This window comes from Colwellia sp. Bg11-28 (assembly GCF_002836245.1).
Lineage (GTDB): Bacteria > Pseudomonadota > Gammaproteobacteria > Enterobacterales > Alteromonadaceae > Colwellia > Colwellia psychrerythraea_A.
This window is the reverse complement of record NZ_PJBA01000018.1, coordinates 737036-757587: the sequence shown is the minus strand read 5'-3', so window position 1 is coordinate 757587 and position 20552 is coordinate 737036. Positions and strand designations below refer to the sequence as shown.

General features: G+C 37.5%; 12 protein-coding genes. 8 read left to right on the top strand and 4 right to left on the bottom strand.

Annotated features, from left to right (window positions below):
• Positions 1-118 precede the first annotated feature (118 nt).
• Positions 119-1384 (bottom strand): conjugal transfer protein TraF, encoded by a 1266-nt coding sequence (gene traF / locus CXF79_RS20480; protein ID WP_101157562.1) that lies wholly within the window; start codon positions 1382-1384, stop codon positions 119-121.
• Positions 1385-1574: 190 nt separating this feature from the next.
• On the opposite strand from traF, the gene CXF79_RS20475 reads away from it, so the two are divergent.
• Both CXF79_RS20475 and CXF79_RS20465 read left to right on the top strand, forming a co-directional pair.
• Positions 1575-1892 (top strand): hypothetical protein, encoded by a 318-nt coding sequence (locus CXF79_RS20475; RefSeq protein ID WP_232769264.1) that lies wholly within the window; start codon positions 1575-1577, stop codon positions 1890-1892.
• A gap of 278 nt (positions 1893-2170) precedes the next feature.
• Positions 2171-4687 (top strand): TonB-dependent receptor, encoded by a 2517-nt coding sequence (locus tag CXF79_RS20465; RefSeq protein ID WP_101157556.1) that lies wholly within the window; start codon positions 2171-2173, stop codon positions 4685-4687.
• A gap of 165 nt (positions 4688-4852) precedes the next feature.
• Here the strand turns inward: CXF79_RS20465 and CXF79_RS20460 are convergent, their stop codons facing one another.
• Positions 4853-5707 (bottom strand): CvfB family protein, encoded by an 855-nt coding sequence (locus tag CXF79_RS20460; RefSeq protein WP_011045216.1) that lies wholly within the window; start codon positions 5705-5707, stop codon positions 4853-4855.
• Between the two features lie 728 nt (positions 5708-6435).
• On the opposite strand from CXF79_RS20460, the gene CXF79_RS20455 reads away from it, so the two are divergent.
• Entirely contained in the window at positions 6436-7668 is a 1233-nt protein-coding gene (locus CXF79_RS20455) for an efflux RND transporter periplasmic adaptor subunit (RefSeq protein WP_101157554.1), read from the top strand.
• Positions 7669-7670: 2 nt separating this feature from the next.
• On the top strand, positions 7671-10895 hold the full coding sequence (locus CXF79_RS20450; RefSeq protein WP_101157552.1) for an efflux RND transporter permease subunit: 3225 nt from the start codon (positions 7671-7673) through the stop codon (positions 10893-10895).
• Positions 10896-11057: 162 nt separating this feature from the next.
• Here CXF79_RS20450 and CXF79_RS20445 read toward each other — a convergent pair whose 3' ends face one another.
• Positions 11058-11951, bottom strand: a complete 894-nt coding sequence (locus CXF79_RS20445; RefSeq protein ID WP_011045211.1) for a glucosaminidase domain-containing protein — start codon at positions 11949-11951, stop codon at positions 11058-11060.
• A 313-nt stretch (positions 11952-12264) separates the two neighbouring features.
• Between CXF79_RS20445 and CXF79_RS20440 the strand changes: the two genes are divergently transcribed.
• From CXF79_RS20440 to CXF79_RS20430, 3 genes are all read left to right on the top strand, one after another.
• Positions 12265-15195, top strand: coding sequence for an ATP-binding protein (locus tag CXF79_RS20440; RefSeq protein ID WP_232769263.1), 2931 nt, complete (start codon positions 12265-12267; stop codon positions 15193-15195).
• Between the two features lie 7 nt (positions 15196-15202).
• On the top strand, positions 15203-16123 hold the full coding sequence (locus tag CXF79_RS20435; protein WP_101157548.1) for an RT0821/Lpp0805 family surface protein: 921 nt from the start codon (positions 15203-15205) through the stop codon (positions 16121-16123).
• 213 nt (positions 16124-16336) lie between these two features.
• Positions 16337-17266 carry a Dyp-type peroxidase gene (locus CXF79_RS20430; protein ID WP_101157546.1) on the top strand — a complete coding sequence of 310 codons (930 nt, stop codon included), beginning with the start codon at positions 16337-16339 and terminating at the stop codon, positions 17264-17266.
• 71 nt (positions 17267-17337) lie between these two features.
• On the opposite strand, the gene CXF79_RS20425 is transcribed toward CXF79_RS20430, so the two are convergent.
• Positions 17338-18405 (bottom strand): hypothetical protein, encoded by a 1068-nt coding sequence (locus CXF79_RS20425; RefSeq protein WP_101157544.1) that lies wholly within the window; start codon positions 18403-18405, stop codon positions 17338-17340.
• 293 nt (positions 18406-18698) lie between these two features.
• On the opposite strand from CXF79_RS20425, the gene CXF79_RS20420 reads away from it, so the two are divergent.
• Positions 18699-20507 carry an acyl-CoA dehydrogenase C-terminal domain-containing protein gene (locus CXF79_RS20420; RefSeq protein ID WP_101157541.1) on the top strand — a complete coding sequence of 603 codons (1809 nt, stop codon included), beginning with the start codon at positions 18699-18701 and terminating at the stop codon, positions 20505-20507.
• Positions 20508-20552: the final 45 nt, after the last annotated feature.

Below are 20552 nucleotides of genomic sequence, written 5' to 3'. Positions count from 1 at the left end.
AAGCAGTTATTGAATATTATCAATAACTGCTTTTTTATTGCGCTTGAAAGGCGACAACATACAGAACCCCCACTTGTTGCTACTTAAGTAAGCCACTTATTTTTCTCTATTAAGATGGCTATATTTTTAAGCTGAGTTGTAATGCTGCCCCTATAGTGTCACTACCTCCCGTAAAGGCAGCAATATCAACGGCGAAAACATCCCAAGGTGATATACCAATACCCGCAGTATAAATATCATCATCAACATTATTTAAGTCAGTACGATAACCTAAACGAAATTGAATGTGCTCATAGAAACGAAACTCAGCTCCCACGCCAGCATATTTTGATGGCTCAATAGACGCGATTTGTTCACGATCAGTTAAATCAATATCGGTTGCTAAATTGAGCCAACTGTTTTGATAGCTTAAACCAAAGCTAGTACTATTTTCTAAGGTGAAAATTAGGTTTTGCTCAGCATGATGCACGGTTTGCTTGATTAAATTATTTGTGACCAATGCCGCATGCCATTGACGTTCTTCGCCCCAATTTACATATAATCCTAAGTCTATATTAGCGCCACTTTTGTTGGTGATATTCTCATCATTGGTAATCTCGAAATCGTCGTCATCGAAGTCACTAATTTGTACGCGGTTATAATAAAGATCAATACGTTGATATTTTAACTTGGCACCGACACTTAGATCATAGTTAGTGTGTGTAACCACAGGGTAACCAGCCATAAAACCTGCCTCAGCAATGGAGTAACCGATGGCTGAGGTTGCTGACTTTAGATCTTTTAAATCTAGGTCTCCTGAAAAAATGGCATCATTTAATATTTCTTCATCGCTTTCGTTATAATCCATTACTCCAGCAATACGACTATATTGGTTGGTAAAAAGACCAAAACTCAAAAATTGATTAGGGATGATAATTTGTAAGTTCAAGCCATTACGCACTTTTACAACTTGCCCATCTATTTTTTCAAAGTCAGCAATTATAGTGTCGACCTGCTGATTTAAATCATCGTTGTAGTTTTTCATTTGCTCGGGTGATTGAATAATTTGCAGTGACATACCGTTTATATCGTCGGCCAATGTATCAAGATCGTTACTAATGTCCTCAGCGGTATCAATAACATTATATTTATCAGATGCCATGATGCCTATATTTAAAGAAACAAAGACGTCATTATCATTACGGAATTTAGTCAGTAAGGCGGGGTTGCTCAACGATGAAGTAAAGTCTTGTGTTAGGCCAGTAAAACCTTGTCCTGTTCGCTTTGCGGTAAAGCTTTCACTATAAATTGGAAGTGTTACAAGCATTATGGGCAGTAAAAATAATGCTTGTTTTAGGGGTATAGCACTAGCTTTATTTAATGGGGAGTGGGTCAAAGGTGCCATAAAGATATCCTTGGTTAATAAGACAACATAACTATTCAATCAATAACTACTCGATGCGATGGTAGGAGAGGAGAACTTGCATAAAGTATAGCGCAGCACTGCTGTTTTTTTTGTTGAAGGTGAAAAAAATCTCTTACAGAGGTAGAAGCAATTATTGAGTTTGATTTTTAAGTGTTATACTATAACAAGTATGAACTTTACATTATCTCAACTTCAAATGAATGAACGACAAATTCGCCAGAGTGCTTTAACGCTCTTGCTTTTTTGCGCCACTTTGTTTGTCCATAGTGAGCATTATGCACAAGTTGAATTTGACACCTTTGCAAGCTTTGAACAGCATGACTGTAACTTGTGTCAACAAGGTATCGACACCCCACCAAGCCCTATAAGGCTATATCCGATATCTTCAGGTATCACTAATTTTGACAAAATTCGCATTATCAATCTTAAGCTAATTTCCTCAGCTTACGTATACCCTCCATTAAGAGCGCCGCCAAGCTTTCTGTAGTTTTCTTATTATGTATTTTTATAGTGAAGTGCTTAGTCAAAATAAGTACTTCACTCATATCAATCAGATTAATTAATGGTTCAAATTTTAATGAGGATAAATTTTTAAGAACAAGGCGATTGATTGAGCAATAGCTTGCTATTGAAAGCAACAATGTTTTTGGATATTTAGACCATTTAAAAAGATCACTTAGTTAGTCTGATTGGTATTAGTTGTCTGTCTGCGAATATCAATTTGCAGTGCGGTATACACCTCCTAAAATTATCGGAAACCAGTTTATGTCATTCTCTGCGACTCAAAAGAGCACTAATGCTCAAGTAAAATCACCTTTGAAAAAAATAGTTAGTGCTACGGTACTGTCGACACTGGGTACAATGTTATGTTTTGTTCCTAACACCTTCGCTCAGCAGTTATCTGGTGTTGTACTGAACAAACAAGGTCAACCGATTAATAATGCTACTGTAGGGTTAAATGGAGATTCACAGCAAGTACGCACAAACTCTCTGGGACTATTTAATTTTACCGATGTTAAGAAGGGGGTTTTTGAACTTCACATTAGTGCTAAAAACTACGGTCATAGCAATCAACACATTACAATGAAAGAAGAAGATATTACTGACTTAAGTGTAGTGTTACCTAGATCGGTAATGGAAGTTATTGATGTACATGCAACACCACTACATACTTCGTCAATCGAGTCAGCATTGCCTATTAATGTGCTCAGTGAAGATGAATTAAAAATGAAACAAGCGGCAACGTTAGGCGAAACCTTAAAAAATGAAGTTGGTGTTCATTCTAGTTATTATGGTCCGGTTGCCAGCACACCGATTATTAGAGGCTTGGATGGCCCTAGAGTACTTATTACACAAAACGGATTAGACGTTGGCGATGCATCACGCGTCGGGCCTGATCATGTTGTCGCTACAGAAACGAGTACCGCCACTCAAATAGAAGTTTTACGGGGTCCAGCGACACTTTTTTATGGCAGTGGCGCTATTGGTGGTGTGGTTAACGTGGTGGATGGACGTGTGCCAACGAGTAGTGATGATCAAGTCGATTACTTGTTACAATATAACGATGTATCTAATGAGCAGCAGGCCTCTGTTAATATCCAAACGGGTACTGATAACATTGCTTTTCATCTTGATGCCTTTTGGCGTGACTCTAAAGACTATAAACTTGCGGGTGAAGCTGATATCCATAACGAAGACCATGATGAAGGTCATGAAGATGAGCACGAAGATGAGCACGAAGAACATGAAGAGCATGGGGAAACTCGTCTAGCCAATAGCTCAAGTACTTCCAGTGGCGCAACACTGGGTTCAAGTTACTTATTTGAAGATGGCTTCATCGGTTTCTCTTATGGTTTTATGGACAGAGAATACGGCATTCCTGGACATAGTCATGGGGAAGAACATGATGATGAGCATGAAGAAGAACACTCAGATCATGATGAAGAAGTCGGTGTTTATGCCAAAATGAAGCAAGATAGATGGCAAGTACTTGGTGAGTATAATTTCGAGCAACAATTTATTAGTAAAATAGCAACAAAATTTGCTTATAGTGATTATCAGCATCAAGAGATTGAGTCAGGTGAAGTGGGCACAACTTTTACCAATAAAAGTACCGAAGCACGCATTGACCTATTCCACGAAAACACCGCAGGATGGCAGGGTGCATGGACAATTCATTATAAATCATCAGACTTTAAAGCACTGGGTGAAGAGGCTTTTTCTCCTCCATCTAAATCGGAAATGTTTGCTGTTGCTTGGTTAGAAGAGAAACACTTCGGTTCGGTATTGTTGCAGTTAGGTGCAAGGGTCGAGCAGGTAAATATAGATGCTGATGATAGCTTAATTGGCTTTGAAGATTCTCATCAGGATCAACATACAGAGCCATCACACGATGAACATCATCAAACATTAGTCTCATTCGATCAGCAGTCATTTACGCCAATCAGTGCCTCAGTAGGCTTAGTATGGAATTACCAACCAGGTTATAATTTAGGGTTCTCAACAGCATTATCACAACGAGCGGCCTCTGCGGGAGAGTTATTTTCCTTTGGTCCACATATAGGAACTAATACCTTTGAAGTCGGTGCTATGTTTGATGTGCACCAAGAAGGTGATGAAGTACATGTTGAGTTAGCCGAGCAAGCACCGAGTGTTGAAACGTCACTTAATTTTGACTTAACATTCCGAAAATTTAATGGTGATTTTGGCTACGTCATTAGTGCTTTTTATAACCGTGTAGATGATTATTATTATCAGCGAGATACCGGTTTATTTTTTGTTGAGGAACACGGCCATGCCGATGAACATGAAGATGAAGCAGGGCTACCGATTTTAGTGTATCAGCAAGATGATGTTGAGATGTACGGTGCTGAAGCTGAGTTTGTTTATCAGGTTTCATCGTCATTTAAAACAAGCCTAATAGCTGATTACATTCGTGCACGCTTAGTGAATGAAGATGGAAATGATAACTTGCCACGCATCCCGCCGATGCGAGTGGGTGCTATTTTCAATTACCAAGCCGATAAGTTTGATAGTGAGCTAAGCGTGAGCCATTACTTCGAGCAAGATGATGTTGCAGAGTTAGAGACAAACACCGATAGTTATACCATGGTTGATGCAAACTTTAATTATTACATCAATGGTGTTGGTGATGATTTAACCGTGTATGTAAAAGCACAAAACTTAACAGATGAGCACGCTCGTGTGCATTCTTCATTTCTAAAAGAAGTAGCACCATTACCAGGTCGTAATTTCAGCGTTGGCATTCGAGGAAGCTTCTAATACTAATAGATTATGCTGTTGGCTATAATTAGTAATACCAAGCGGAATAATAAATTGGGCTGACTGGTAGTGTTGATATTCTTAGCAAAAGTTAGCGTAAAAAAAAGAGGCTATAACAATGTTATAGCCTCTTTTTTTTACTTGAACGTTATCGAGTTAATTTATTTAAACTAACTTTATACCTTCTTTAACAATAGCAATTTTTCCATTTTTTAGTAAATTGCCTACCGTTGCTTTAAAGGTTTTTTTACTTACCCCTAAAGTTCTTTGAATTAATTCGGGGGCACTTTTATCATTTAATGGCGTGATACCACCTCTATCAGCAATATGCGCTAATAGCTTTTCAGAAAAATCATTAACTTTATTTTTACTACCACGTGTTAAAAGAAGATCTAAGCGGCCGTCTTCACGTACTTGTTTAATATAGCCAGGAATTTTTTTGCCAACTCTAAGATGCTGAAAAATTTCATTATCATAAAGTAAGCCCCAATGAAGGTCATTAACAATAGCCTTGTAACCCAAATCAGTTTTTCCACCAATAATTAAGTTTACTTTATCGCCTTGTTGGTATTCTGCGGGCCAGATATCAAGAAACTTATCTATCTTACTTGAGGCGGCAATACGATTAGTAAGTTGATCAAGAAAAACTCTAACTAGATAGTACTTACCCACTTCCATTTCAGAGTGCTGCTGAGTGAAAGGTACTAATAAATCTTTAGGTAATCCCCAATCAAGGAAAGCACCAATTTTATTCACCTGTACAACTTTTAAAGAGACAAATTCACCAACTTGGGCTAAAGGTGTAGTCGTTGTAGCTATAAGCCTTTCAGCGGAATCAAGATAAAGGAATACCTTAATTTTTTCACCAACTTGACAAGCTTCTGGCAGGTCGCGTTTAGGTAATAGAATCTCACCTAAGTCTCCACCATCAAGGTATGCGCCTTTGTCCAACATGGCAACAATGTTGAGTAGGTTGAATTTACCAAGTGTTGCTGGTGTTGTATTTTGAGAATCTGTCATGGAAAAAGCCGTGGAGAAATTTTTCTCATTATAACGTATTCAAAAAGTTATACCCACTGATTTCAATTCGATTTTCACTTACTATACCTGTTACCAATCATTATGCATGTTACAGAGTGCTTGAGCTATTTCAATTCAAGGCGCTGTGATGAAATAATGGTTATTCAGGAGAATTGCTCCTGCATTCTCAAATAACACCATCCATGTAGCGTCATAATAAATCACAGCAACGACGAAGTGATGTTGCTCGAGTGCTTATTCGATGGGTTTAAAATCGCTTTATACGGCGTTAAAGAATCAAACCATAGAATAACTATGCTTAAATTATCTTCCTTGCCTAAAGTGATTCTAATTCCCACTGAAATACTGCTCTTTGAATGGTGATGGGTACATATGTGGCGATTTTAACAATGTTGATGAGAAACAGCTCAAGAAGTAGTGAAAAAGACTAATAACAAAAAATATAATTGTCGCCAAGGACAAGTTTATAAAAATAAAGATACAAAATTTTACTTGCAAGTCATTGTAATATTTGTCTTTTGTGTTTTTAGTTGTGTTGTAATACTTTTTTACTCTTTTTTGGCGTGCATCTTGTAATACTGAGTTACATCTTTGTTAATACTTGTAATCAAGAATTGGTTATTCTAGCGCTATTAAAATAAAGATAAGTTTGCGATCAATAAAGCAAATATAAAATATAAAACTTTTAGAGAAATAAGGGATTAAAAGTGGCCACTAAAAAACAAATTATTATACCTATCGTCATATTAGCTGCAGGCATTGCTGCAATGGCAATATTTTCTAATATGAAAAAACCACCAGAAGAAAAAGAGAAAGTTGATAAAACTCCTATCGTTGCCGTTGAAAATATATCCGTTGCACCAATGACGCTAGAAGTAAACTCATACGGTATGGTGAAGCCTAAATATGAAACAGAATTGGTTGCTCAGGTTAATGGTGAAATTGTTGAATTGAATGATGTTTTTGTTCGGGGTGGCTTTGTCAAAGAAGGTCAACTATTAGCGCGTATTGATCCGAGTGATTATCAAGCTGCCTTAATTGATGCTCAAGCTAAAATGGCTACGGCTAGAGCTGCATTAGAAACAGAGCTTGCTCAAGGTAAAGTAGCTGAACGTGAGTGGAAACTAATCACAAATACTTCACCAACTGAGTTGAGTTTACGAAAACCACAATTAGCGCAAGAATTAGCTCGAGTTAAAGCAGCACAAGCCTCTGTTTTAAGAGCTGAGCGTAATTTAGAACGCACAGAGATTCGTGCGCCGTATAATGCAATGATTGACAGTCGGAATATTGGTTTGGGTTCATTTGTTGGTGTTGGTAGTAAAATTGGGCATGTATTGGGTACCGCAACTGCAGAAATTCGTTTGCCAGTTGCGGATAATCAATTAGCCTTTTTAGTTAAAACTGAGTCCACTGAACAAGGTGTTAATGCACCAGTTAACCTTATTGGCACTTACGCAGGACAAGATACACAATGGCAAGCAATTATAGCGCGCAGTGAAGGTGTCATTGATAGCAAAAGTCGCATGAGTTACTTAGTGGCTGAAATTAACGATCCTTATTTATTAAATAGTTCAAGCGATAGCAGTGATGTACCGCTACGCTTTGGTAGTTACGTGAATGCTAAAATTATGGGTTATGACATCAGTCAAGCAAGCTTAGTGCCTCGCTATTTAGTGGTAAACGGTAAAGTAGCTCTCTTAGATAACGAGTCAAAATTACATTATGCTGTAATTGACATTGTTCGCCAGCAAGGCAGCGATGTTATTGTTACTAATGGTCTACAAGATGGTGACCAACTTATTGTATCTGCGCTAGATTATCCTGTAGATGGTATGAAATTGGCTGTAGCCTCTGATGTTCTGCAATTGGAAGAAAAAGACATCGAAACTGAGAAAAGTGAAACTCAAATGGCGAATAATATAGAGTCAGGAGAGTAGTGATGAGTTCTAGTGACTTGAAAACAAATGAAAAAAATGACAGTGAAAATTTAAATCGTCCCCATGATGATATCGATACAAATAAAGGCATTATTGCCTGGTTTGCACGTAATACTATCGCTGCCAACCTACTTATGGTTTTTATCTTAATTGGTGGCGGTTTAACGGCACTAACCATTAATAAACAAATGTTTCCCCAGCTGGAGTTTAACTGGATTTCATATGCAGCGCCATATCCTGGGGCCGCACCCCAAGAGGTTGAAGAAGGTATTACCATTAAGATTGAGGAAGCACTTAAATCAGTGCAAGGTCTTAAGCGAGTGATAACATATTCTAATCGAAATTACTCCAACGGCTGGTTTGAAGTTGAACTTGATTATGATCCACAAGTTGTACTGGAAGAGGTAAAGTCAGCTATTGACGCTATTCCAAGTTTTCCTGAAGGAATGGAGAGAATCAAGGTCGAACGAGAGAAATTTCGTCAAGAGGTGATGTATATTTCGCTCTATGGTGATTTAACTAATGGTGAGTTGAAAGAGCTAGGTCGTAAAATTCATAATGAAATACAGCAACTACCAGGCATCAGTATTTCTGAGCTATATAGTGGCTTAGCTTATGAAATATCAGTTGAAGTAAGTAAAGATAAATTACGTGAATACGGCTTAAGTTTCAGAGATGTTGCTAACGCGGTACGCAGCTTTTCCCGCAATATGTCAGCGGGACAGATACGTGCTGCCAATGGATATATCAACTTACGTGTGGAAAACCAAGCCTATCGTGGCCATGAATTTGCACAAATTCCTGTTGTTACTTTAGAAGATGGCACCAAAGTCATGTTAGGAGAGGTTGCTACCATCAATGATGGTTTCGAAGAAGGGTTGCAGTACTCTAAGTTTAATGGCGAAAATTCAATCACTATTTTTGTCGGTGCCTCAGAGAATCAAAGTATTACAAAGATTGCCGATATTATGAATAACTATGTTGATGAGAAAGCATTGGTTTTACCTCAAGGTGTCAAGCTGGAAACCTGGGTTGATTTAACATATTACCTCAATGGCCGTTTGAATATGATGTTAGACAACATGAAAAGTGGTGCGGTATTAGTCTTTTTGATGTTGGCCCTCTTTTTGCGGGTACGCTTAGCCTTCTGGGTAATGATGGGCTTGCCAGTATGTTTCTTAGGTACTTTATTATTTATGCCGATGGAGTTTATTGGTGTCACCATCAATGTTATTAGCTTATTTGCTTTTATATTGGTATTGGGTATTGTTGTTGATGATGCCATTGTTATGGGGGAAAGTGCTCATGATGAAATAGAAGAGCACGGTCATACCACAGACAATGTTATTCGTGGTGTTAAACGTGTCGCTATGCCAGCAACTTTTGGTGTACTAACTACTATTGCTGTATTTTTACCTTTCCTCTTTGGTGAAGGGCCATCTTCAGCCTTTGGCAAAGCCATTGGCGGGGTGGTAGTTTTATGTCTGATATTCTCACTAATCGAATCCAAACTTATTTTACCGGCGCATTTAGTTAAAATGAAAGTGAAAAAGTTTAACCCGAGAAACCCTCTGGATAGACTTCGTGCCTGGATTGATACTAAGTTAAAAAACTTCATCGAAAATGTTTATCGCCCCGCTTTAATAAAGTTCATTGAATATCGATATGCAGTACTGATGTTTTTTATTAGTTTGATGTTGCTGAGCGCCGGTTTATTTGGTGGTGGTTTAGTGCGTTATGTTGGTCAGCCTAAAATCCCTCATGATTTTCCTCGCATCAATGTGGAAATGAACATAGATGCTTCAGAAAAATCCACTTTAAATACCTTACTAAATATTGAAAGTATTATTCATAAAATAGATCAGGATATTGAAAAGCAGTATGGAAATTCAATGATTGCCGATATGCAAGTTGAGTTACGTAGCAGAACTAATGGCCAAGTGATGGTTAAGCTAGTTATTCCAAAAGAAAGAGCTATCAACACTTTTGAACTTGCCGATTTATGGCGTAAAGCAATTCCTGATTACCCTGGTGTTAAGTCGCTAACCATTAGTGATAATTTCTTTGGCGGTGGTCGTGATGATGGTGATATAGCCTTTAGATTGGAAAGTCAGGATGATGCTCAGCTAATGGCTGCAGCACAAGAGCTGAAGCTTAAACTTAATTCGCTTAAAGGGGTCGGTGATGTTAATGACTCTCGTCAAACCAGTGCTAAAGAAGTGCAGTTCTCATTAAAACCCTTAGCCTATAGCTTAGGTTTAACTCTGGAAGATATTGCTTCGCAAGTTAGTTATAGTTTTTATGGCTTAGAAGCGCAGCGTATTTTACGAGATAGCGAAGAAGTTAAGGTTATGGTGCGTTATCCCCTTGAGCAACGCAGCAGTGTTGGCCATGTTGATGATGTTATGATCCAGGCGCCTAATGGTGCAGAATTGCCTTTATCTGAGTTAGCTGAAATTAATTTGACCGATGGTGTTACTCGTATTCGTCGTGAAAATGGTAATCGTACTATTAATGTATGGGCATCTGTTGATGCTGAGCAGGTTGAACCTTTTGAAGTCGCTAAAGATGTTCGTGATAATTTTATTCCTGACCTACTTAGAAAGTATCCGTCGGTAAAAAGTGAAGTATCCGGTCGAATTCAGGAAGAAATGGATGGTGCAGCAGAACAAATGCGTGATCTAATGATTTCGATTATGATTATATTTTCGCTTTTGGCTATACCGTTAAAGTCATACTCTCAAGCTCTTATGATCTTAACCGTAATCCCTTTTGGCGTTATTGGTGCGGTATTTGGTCATATGATCTTAGGCTTGGATTTAAGTGTGTTATCCATGTTTGGTATTGCCGCTGCGTCAGGTGTGGTAGTTAATGACTCTTTAGTCATGGTCGACTTTGTTAATAAGGCAAGACAGCGTGGTGAGCGTTTAAAAGATGCAGTAATACATGCAGGAACCAAGCGTTTTCGCGCTATCATGTTAACCTCAATTACTACTTTTATTGGTTTAGTACCTATCATTTTCTTTGAAACCAGTGCCCAGGCACAGATAGTGATTCCTATGGCGGTATCATTATCCTTTGGTGTGTTATTTGCCACAGTGGTTACTTTAGTACTGATACCAAGTTTGTATTTAATTATCGAGGACATAAAAAAGGTATTTTCTCGTAATAAAAATAAAAAACTTGTTGAAGGTGCTGTAACGGCTAAAGAACTAGCTTCAAATTAATCGCTGAGTTAATCGTTAGTGTTAAGCACTAACGTTAGACAATGAAGCTAAAGCTTGAGTAAACTTTAAGTTCGAACAATCAAAAGCAATGTTGCCAAACATTGCTTTTTTATTGCGGTTTAAATTGCTTTAGTATTTCTTTCTAGTAATAACTCACTGACGTTATTTGGGGGCTATAAGCTTAATCAATATCGTGTCAGATAAATAAGCTTCATCTACATCTTCTAATTTGTTATAACGGATCATCGATCGCAGACCATCAATATAGGCTTGTCCACGTTCAGAATACTTATCTAACGTTCCTGCTAATTCTAACCCTGTAATAGCTTTATTTTCTTGGCGTAACTGAGCCCTTAATACACGCAGCTTTTTATAAGCCCCAGTGATATTAATGTTAAGCATATAACCCTCAACAGAATCTAATGGACTATCAAAACGGGCTAAACCATAATTACCTAGCTCTTTACGTTGCTGTTTAGGTGTCATGCCTTTTCCAGAAAAATCCCACTGACCAAAAAAAGCATTACCTTCTTCGGTAAAGCGTGACGTAGCCCAGCCACTTTCCTCTGCAGCTTGAGCCAATGCAAGAGATGGCGGCATAATATCGACTTGTTGCAACAATTGTTGACGTTGTTTGCTCGTTAAACTTAAGCTTTCATTGTTAACTAAACGATATTTCTTAGCTATTTTAAGCAATGTTTTCGATGACAACGGCGCTGACTTTACAATGTTGCGTTCTGCGAGAATATTTTCATTAGACATTAAAACTAAAGGTGCCATTAAGCGAAAAAACACCTGCTTCTTTTGTTTGACGGGAATTTTACTCGACGTTTCTTTCCATTGCTCACTAACGCCTTCGAACGTTAACCTTGGTACTTCTCTATCACCATTTTTCCAATCGTTACTGGTGTAATGGTGTTTTTTAAATAAGGACATTAAGCCATCTAAAGATCGAATTTCGACTTCGACAAATTGATTTTTTCCGTCATATGCATCAGTAAGTAGGCTGGTGATACTTGTTAGCACAAGTATCAATGCGACCGATGTTTTAATCATAGAGCTATCCTTAATAGAGAAAACTGAAGTAAACACTAATCTGATCAATAAATTAGTTCAATTGGTATAAATGCTATCAAGTAGGTATAGATTTGGATTGAAAGTAATGCAACTAATGGCTTGATTTTTTACAAAAGCAGTGCCTATTATCTTTGTTTTAGATCTGATTTTTATAGTGAAATTATGAGTTTTGCAAAGACGATTTATTGATATGATGTTTTTTAATAGCAATTAATGCTATAAATAATGTCCCTTAATACTGCTCATTAGATTCAGTATCCCATGATAGCGAAAGTTGAGCTTTAAATACCTGATGATGCAACGCCTAACACAAATAATATTGCTATTTTTTTTACTAACGGTGGCAAGTCTGACAACGGTTGATAAAACGTGGGCACAGGATAGCCAATTAACTAAAAAGCTTATCGAGATTAACAAAAAAACAGATAAAAAGGCCGCGTTAGAAGCGTTATTAAATCTCTATAAATCAGCAGAACTCGATTCTGGTGAGAAGGCTGAAGTTTCACTTAATCAAGGAAAGGTACTGTTTACCTTACATCAATATGACCAAGGTATTGATGCAGTTAATAACGCCATCGAATTGGCCCATGAATCTAATCATTTCAGCTTAAAAGCACAAGCCCATAAGATGCTAGGTATATTGTATTATTATCAGGGTGAATTAAAATCAGCACTAAAGGCTTATCAAGCATCATTAGTCTATTATCAGACGAACCAAGTTGATGATATAAATAATTTTGCGATTGAACGAGCAAATTTATTTAATAATGTTGCCCTTGTTTATACTTATTTGGGTGAATCAGATTTAGCTTTAGTAAATTATCAATTTGCGGAGTCACTCTATACACAATATGGCGATGAAGCTGACCAAATAGACGTTAGATACAACATAGCTTCACTTCTCATCAGCTTAAGGCGTTACGATAGCGCAATTGATATGTTGAAAGTAATTATTGATAAGCGTATCCAGTTGAATGATAGCTATGGTATTGCATCAGCAAGAGCTGATATTGGTATTGCTTATAAACATTCAGGACAATTCAAGTTAGGTAAGGAAAATATATTAGCGGCTTTAACGTACTTTCAAAAACATGACTATACGCATGATATCGCTTCACAGTTGCATAATATGTCTGAAATATATAATGATACCTTTGATGTTGAACAAGCCATTTTATATGCTCAACAGGCGTTAATTGTTAGTAAAGAAGTAGGGCATCAAAAAGCCTATGCAGGAAGCTTACAGAGTCTTGCTAAAGCTTACTTTTATTCTGGAGATCTAGTACAAGCGGAACAATACATTGAACGCTCAATTGCGGTAGGGCAAAAAATTGATTATCAAACATTACTTACTGAAAATTTGTCAATTTCGTCTCTGATAAGTGCCAGTCAACAACAATTTATTAAGGCACTTTCTGAACACCAACGTTATGAAAAAAGTTATCTAATTACCTCGAACAATATGCTGAATGACAAGTTGGCAGAATTCGAATCAGAGCAGCTTAGTCAGAAAATAGTCGATTTAGAACAGCGTAGAAAACTGCAGATATTACAATCAGCCAAAGTCGAGCAGCAACGTAATATTATTATTTTAACCCTAATATTAGTGCTCGTGGTGGCCTTTTTTATCTATCGCCGTTACCTTGAAAAGCGCTTAACACAAGAGTTGGAGTTGCGGGTAAAACAGCGCACGCATGAACTTGAAGATTTGACCATAGAATTGGAGAAAGCGAATCAAGTTAAAAGTCAATTTTTAGCTAATATGAGTCATGAGATTCGCACACCGCTAACTGCCATTGTTGGTCATGCGGAAGCCATTATCCATGACGATATTGATAAAGATAAAGTACATGAAGATATTGAAGTAATCCATGGCAATAGTTTACATTTACTTGAACTCATTAATGATATTTTGGACCTAAGCCGTATTGAAGCAAATAAATTTGAACTAGAAGTGCAGCCACTTGATTTGGCTGAATTAATTCAAGATTTGTCACATACCTTTACCTCTCAAGCTCAACAAAAACAGTTGGATTTTACTATTGAGCATCAATTACCTGCACCTTTTATTATTCATATTGACAGTTTACGGTTAAAACAAATTTTACTTAACTTATGTGCTAACGCGATTAAATTCACTGAAAGCGGTCAGGTAATGCTAAGTATTACTCAGCAAAAAGAAGAACTCGTTTTTACGGTAACTGATACCGGCATAGGCTTAAGTGAAGAGCATTTAGCTCAAGTCTTTGAAATTTTCACTCAAGCAGATAATAGCATCAGCAGGCGTTTTGGCGGCTCAGGACTTGGACTGACTTTATCAAACCAGCTAGCAAAATTAATGTCAGGAAATATCGAGGTAACCAGTGAGTTAGGGAAGGGGAGTTGTTTTTGTTTAACGCTACCTTATCAACATGATACTGACGACAGTGTAAATACCTTAACTGATTTACCGCCTGTTGAAAGTAGTGAAATATTTTTTAGCGGAAAAATCTTATTGGCTGAGGATCATGATGATAATCGACGGTTGATAGCTCGTTTATTGACGAGTTTAGGTCTAGAAGTTATTGTCGCCAGTAATGGTAAGGAAGCAGTGAAACTTTGCGTTGAGCATCAACCCGATTTAGTGCTCTTGGATATTCAAATGCCCGAAATGGATGGCGTTGAAGCTTTTAAAGTCTTACGTGCTTTAGGTTGTAATCAACCTATTTATGCTTTAACCGCTAACGCTATGTCCCATGAAGTTAGCCAATACCTAGGGTTAGGTTTTACTGGGCATTTAAAGAAACCTATTGAAAGAAAACTCTTTATTGCCACTATTGCTAAGTATTTTACTGCTCATAATGAAAAAATATCATTTACTGACCAAAAAAATAAGTCAGCAGAGCATGCTTTGACACCAAATGAAGTTGTTAATAAAGTGGATAAAAGCTTATCCCAAGTTGACTTAAGCGATTTAGTCGCTGAATTTAAAGCCAACCTCAGTAACGATAAGCGAGACCTTATTCTCTATAGCGATAATGATGATATAAAGAAAATTTCTTATCTCGCACATCGCTTAGCTGGGGCGGCACAAATGTTTGGCTTTGTGGAACTTAATCAAGCAGCAAAAGAGTTAGAGACTATAATTAAGAGAGAATCAATGACAGATAAGCCAGCACACTTATTAATTGGTGAATTGACTCATTGTTTGATTGATGAAATTAATTTGATTGAGCAACAGTAGTATTCGTATGGTGAAACAATTTTCTTATTCTCAGGCATTGCTTGCTTTAGCAATTGCTTTTTTAGCCTTGTCTTTATTCAAGTTCACTTTGCATGTGCCTGCCATTATCAGCGTTATTGAAAAGACCACACAAACAGTCGATTTAGTTAGTCCGAAAGTTGATGATATTGTTAGTGAAGTCGCCTTGGTCAGAATTGAAGTGGGTAAAGTGAGGGAATTAGTCGCTCAACAAACACCCGCTATCTTATCGCAAGTTGAGGCTTCTCTTCCTGTGGTGCAACAAGTCGTAGTTGAAAGCGAATATTATTCAAGGCAATTACCAACACTACTAAGTCAAATCGCGAGCATTGAACAGCAAGTAGCAAAACTACAGGCGTCTATGCCAGCGATGCTTAAACGTGTTGATGCTGTTGTTAAAACTACCAATAACACCACTGAAGAAGTCGCTCGTTGGCGACCGCATTCCGCACGTTACCTTGAAGAAATAGAGCTCTCCAGAGGTTATATTCCAGAGTACCTATCACGTATTGAAAATACTATTGTTGATGCTAAGACTGTTGGCTCAGAAGCTAGTAGCGGTTTAGTATCTGGCTTTTTTAAAGGCGTAATTAACCTGCCATTTGAAGTGGTGTCTGGCTTAACAGGTATTGTCGATGCAGACTCTCGCTCTGCTAAGTACTTAACCGCTCAAGATGTAGCATTAATGCAGGAAAAAGTAGTGGCATTACTCAATGACAGCAATCAAACAAAGTCGGTTTGGCAAAATGTTAAAAGTGGTAATCGTGGCACTATTATAAAGGGGAAAAAGGCTACTCGTAATAAACAACAATGTATTAATATTACTTTTAATAATCACTTTGGCGACGATAAAGAAACACTTAAAGAGTTGATGTGCATAAATGATAAAGGATTATGGAAGGTGATCTAAGTGGTTACCGACTAAGGCAAGCTAATAACCCTTTTATTAAATTGATGTGCGCTTATGCGGATTAAAATATCCAAGTCTAAGTATCGCTCTAATTTATTTTCTCTACGTAAAACAAGATCATAAACTTAATGAAAGTAGTATAAAATAATATTTATTGTGTACAATACAAACAATATAAGTTTGTCATATAAAATACGCTAATAGGAATGGAAAATGGCTAGAGAACAATTTGGTATTTGTGCTGAACCAAACCTTCATGGAAATTATCTATTATTTAACGCACTCGATGATAAGAATGCATTTATTCGTGCGGCAATTTCTCGTTTACCCAAGCTTTTTGATAATTATTCTGATCAGTTTTCAGAAGCAAACCTTATTGGCGTTGTCGCTATTGGTGATGCTTATTGGGATGAATTTTATCCCCAAGCACGTCCAGCAATGTTAGCGCCATTTCCTGCAATGCATAGTGATGACAGAGTTGCACCGACAAATAGTTATGATATTTATATTGAAATTCGCAGTGATCGCGCTGATGTTAATCATATTGTCAGCACTAAGGTGTGTGAGTTACTCGGTGATAGTGTTGAATTAATTGAACAAGTACAAGCTTTTAGATTTTTAGATGGCAGAGATTTAACTGGTTTTGTTGACGGTACTGAAAACCCTCAAGGTTTACATCGTCGAGAAGTCGCTTTGGTTAAAGAGCAAGATGATGTTAACTTTACTGGCGGTAGTTATTTGCACACTCAAAGGTATCAACATAATTTAACACTTTGGGGATCGCTGGCTGAACATGAACAAGAAGATGTTTATGGTCGAACCAAACTAGATAACGTTGAATATGATAGCGAAGATAAGGCACTGACTGCGCATACTAAACGTACCAGTCTTAAAGATGAGCAAGGAAATAGTATTGAAATTGTCAGGCAAAGCATGCCTTATGGTGACATGAAGCGTAAAGGTTTATTTTTTGTGTCGTATTGTCAGTCACCTAAGCCCTTTGAAACTATGCTTAAAAGCATGATTCATGGTGATGGACATGGTAATTCAGATCATTTACTTAAATATACCCAAGCCGAAACGGGCAGTGCTTTTTTTGCGCCGAGTTTGACCTTTCTTGCTCATGTTGCAGATATTGACTAAACCTTAATTCTTTTAGGTAGTTACTATGAACAAATGTCCTAGTCTACTTACTGTTCTTTAGGCTCCATTGTCTATTCAGCTTTCTGCTCAGCTAAAGCTACATGATAATCTTGGGCAATATAGTGCCCTTGATTAATAGCTAACTCTGACTCTGGGGCTAGCGTACCTAAAGGCAGTAACGCTGGACCCGTAGGCTCAGCTAACAAATACTTTACTTTATTATGGGTAATCGTTACTTCTCCTGCTTCGCCCTCTATATTAATTCCAATAAAAGCATGACCATCAATATAGATTAAAGCCATATCAATACGTGGCATCAAAGCCCTTAATAACGCCGCAGTTAATGTCATTTTACTATCGCAATCGCCTTGGTTTTCCCACAATAATTGTAATGGTGGATTAAAACCCGCACCGGAAGAAGTCAGGCGAGAGTCTAAGGTGTTATAAGGAATATTCTGTACAAAACCCAATACGTAGTTGGTGACCTTTCGAATATTCTTAATTGAGACATGATCTAAAATTAATGGCTTTAATGGTTTTAAATCAATGACCGAATTATTCGCAATACTTACATGATCTACTTTAATACCATTTATCTGTTCATGATTGGTAAACGTTTGATAATAGGTATCCTCAAGATACTGTTGCCTGACTTCATTCTCAAGTCTAGCTAATGTCTGATAAGCTTTCGCTACTTTATCTCTATCTGAGCCCTTGGCTTCAATGACAAACCTATTTTGTTGTTGTCGATAAAATATTTGCACGCCCTGAATAGGGCTTTGTTGCATTTTTTTCTTAATACGCTTGAGAATCGTTTTTTGTGCGTAACTATCTTGGTAAGTTCTGAAATTCCTAAAGCGCTCAAATAACCCATCTTGATTTAAGGTAAAGCTAATGGCTTGTTTGGTTTTGGTGTGATCGAGCCATTGGTATTGAAAGTTATACCCTTGGTCTACTTGAGTTTTACTAAAGCTCAATTGCTGTGCTTGCGCTTTAGTCATAAATACTAATAGCAAGGTCATTATCGTTAACGGAAGATGATGCTTTTTAAAAAAGGCATAAGGTAAATCGATGCTCACGTAATTGTTACTCGCTAGTACAGAGGTTAGTAAAGTTATTATCACTTTCTTAATTTTCATATCTATCCCTACCATTGGAATCACTCTCGCATTCTGAAACATGCATCTCGATTGATAACGGATATAAAGCCTAAATAACACATTAACTTAGTTTTAAAGATGATAACAAATAGCGATCAAAGTTCTAACCAGTAAATACCATTATTTATCTGAATAACCTCCCCATTAAGTAAAAAATAACGAGCTATTGTTCGATATAGCTTTACATTTTCATGATTTACATTATTATTCAAACAAGTGTTTTAATTGTGTATTTACCACACAGAAATAAAAATTTAATAAGGGAAGTCATCATGGCTGAGTATAAAGTTCCGTTAAAAGAGATGAGTTTTTTGCTTTATGAAGTATTTAAAGCGGATGATATGTGGCAAAAACTACCTAAATTAGCGGAGCAAGTTGATAAAGAAACGGCTCAAGCTATTTTACAAGAATGTGCCAAAATTGCTGAACAAGAACTTGATCCTATTGCTCGTCAAGGTGATGAAATTGGTGTGAGTTTTAAAGATGGTGTCGTTACCACTGCTCCTGGTTATAAAGAAGCGTTTAATACTTATGCTGAAGGAGGCTGGACTGCACTTGGCGGTGATGTTAACTATGGCGGCATGGGTATGCCAAAAATGTTAACTGCGATGCATGAAGAAATGTTGTGTAGCGCCGATATATCTTTTGCGCTTTACCCAGTACTTACCGCAGGTGCGGCACTATCATTAGCAAAACATGGTAGTGATGAATTAAAAGAGCGCTATTTAACGCGCATGTATGCGGGTGATTGGTCTGCATCTATGTGTTTAACTGAATCACATTCTGGCTCTGATCTTGGCATTATCCGTACCAAAGCTATCCCGCAAGATGATGGTAGTTATAGCATTACGGGTAACAAAATATTTATCACGGGCGGTGAGCATGATCTTACTGAAAATATTGTTCATTTAGTCTTAGCAAAATTACCGGATGCGCCAGCAGGTCCTCGTGGTATTTCTCTATTTTTAGTGCCTAAATTTAATGTTAATGATGATGAAACGCTTGGTGAATATAACAATGTTAGTTGTGGCTCTATAGAACATAAAATGGGTATTCATGCCTCGGCAACTTGCGTCATGAATTTTGATGATTCAAAAGGTTTCTTAATTGGTGAACTAAATAAAGGCTTAGCCTGTATGTTCACCATGATGAACTTTGAACGAATTGGTGTAGGTATCCAAGGTTTGAGTGCTGCAGTACGTTCTTATCAAAATGCGCTAGAGTACGCGAAAGACAGGTTACAGGGTCGAGCACTTGATAGTAAAACTAAAGGTGTTAAAAATCCTGATCAAGAAGCCGACTCTATCATGGTTCATGGTGATGTTCGTCGTATGCTTTTAAATATGAAAGCACTGAATGAAGGGTCACGCGCGCTTTCTAGTTATATTTCTATGCAACTGGATTACGCTACTTATGCTGAAGGCGAAGAACAAGTTAAAGGTGAAACATTAGCAGCATTGATGACACCTATTGCCAAAGCATTTTTCACTGATTTAGGTTTTGAAAATACAGTTGCCGGTCAACAAGTTTTTGGTGGCCATGGTTACATTCGTGAATGGGGTCAAGAGCAATTAGTACGTGATGCTCGAATTACCCAAATATACGAAGGCACCAATGGTATTCAAGCCATGGATTTATTAATGCGCAAAGTAGCTGGTTCAAAAGGTGCTATGCTAAAAGTGTTTACTGATGAAGTGAATACTTTCATTGAAAGCTGTTCACACGATCAAGCCATGAGTGAATTTATTACCCCTTTAGCTGCAGCCGTAACTGATTTAACTGAGTTAACGACTGATTTATTGTCTAAGTCACAAGATGACATAAATGAATTAGGCGCATCGGCAAATGACTATTTACACGTCTTTGGTTATACCGCGATGGCATTTGTTTGGGCAAAAATGGCACAAGTTTCTTTGTCACAGCAACAGAACAACGGTGAAAGCGGTGAAGATTTTTATCAAAGTAAAGTGCATACTGCTCGATATTTCTTTACTCGATTATTGCCACGTCGACTTTCATTAATTGCATCAGCAAAATCAGGCTGTGAATGTTTGTTTGCTATTGATGATGAGCTATTTTAAACACCTATGATTGGCTCTGTTAGGGGCGCTTTTTCTTTTTGGGAA

What these genes read in the sequence shown, in the direction of transcription:
- traF (WP_101157562.1), bottom strand. Translation starts at nt 1,384, where the DNA reads ATGGCACCTTTGACCCACTCCCCATTAAATAAAGCTAGTGCTATACCC.
- CXF79_RS20475 (WP_232769264.1), top strand. Translation starts at nt 1,575, where the DNA reads ATGAACTTTACATTATCTCAACTTCAAATGAATGAACGACAAATTCGC.
- CXF79_RS20465 (WP_101157556.1), top strand. Translation starts at nt 2,171, where the DNA reads ATGTCATTCTCTGCGACTCAAAAGAGCACTAATGCTCAAGTAAAATCA.
- CXF79_RS20460 (WP_011045216.1), bottom strand. Translation starts at nt 5,707, where the DNA reads ATGACAGATTCTCAAAATACAACACCAGCAACACTTGGTAAATTCAAC.
- CXF79_RS20450 (WP_101157552.1), top strand. Translation starts at nt 7,671, where the DNA reads ATGAGTTCTAGTGACTTGAAAACAAATGAAAAAAATGACAGTGAAAAT.
- CXF79_RS20445 (WP_011045211.1), bottom strand. Translation starts at nt 11,951, where the DNA reads ATGATTAAAACATCGGTCGCATTGATACTTGTGCTAACAAGTATCACC.
- CXF79_RS20440 (WP_232769263.1), top strand. Translation starts at nt 12,265, where the DNA reads ATGATGCAACGCCTAACACAAATAATATTGCTATTTTTTTTACTAACG.
- CXF79_RS20435 (WP_101157548.1), top strand. Translation starts at nt 15,203, where the DNA reads ATGGTGAAACAATTTTCTTATTCTCAGGCATTGCTTGCTTTAGCAATT.
- CXF79_RS20430 (WP_101157546.1), top strand. Translation starts at nt 16,337, where the DNA reads ATGGCTAGAGAACAATTTGGTATTTGTGCTGAACCAAACCTTCATGGA.
- CXF79_RS20425 (WP_101157544.1), bottom strand. Translation starts at nt 18,405, where the DNA reads ATGAAAATTAAGAAAGTGATAATAACTTTACTAACCTCTGTACTAGCG.
- CXF79_RS20420 (WP_101157541.1), top strand. Translation starts at nt 18,699, where the DNA reads ATGGCTGAGTATAAAGTTCCGTTAAAAGAGATGAGTTTTTTGCTTTAT.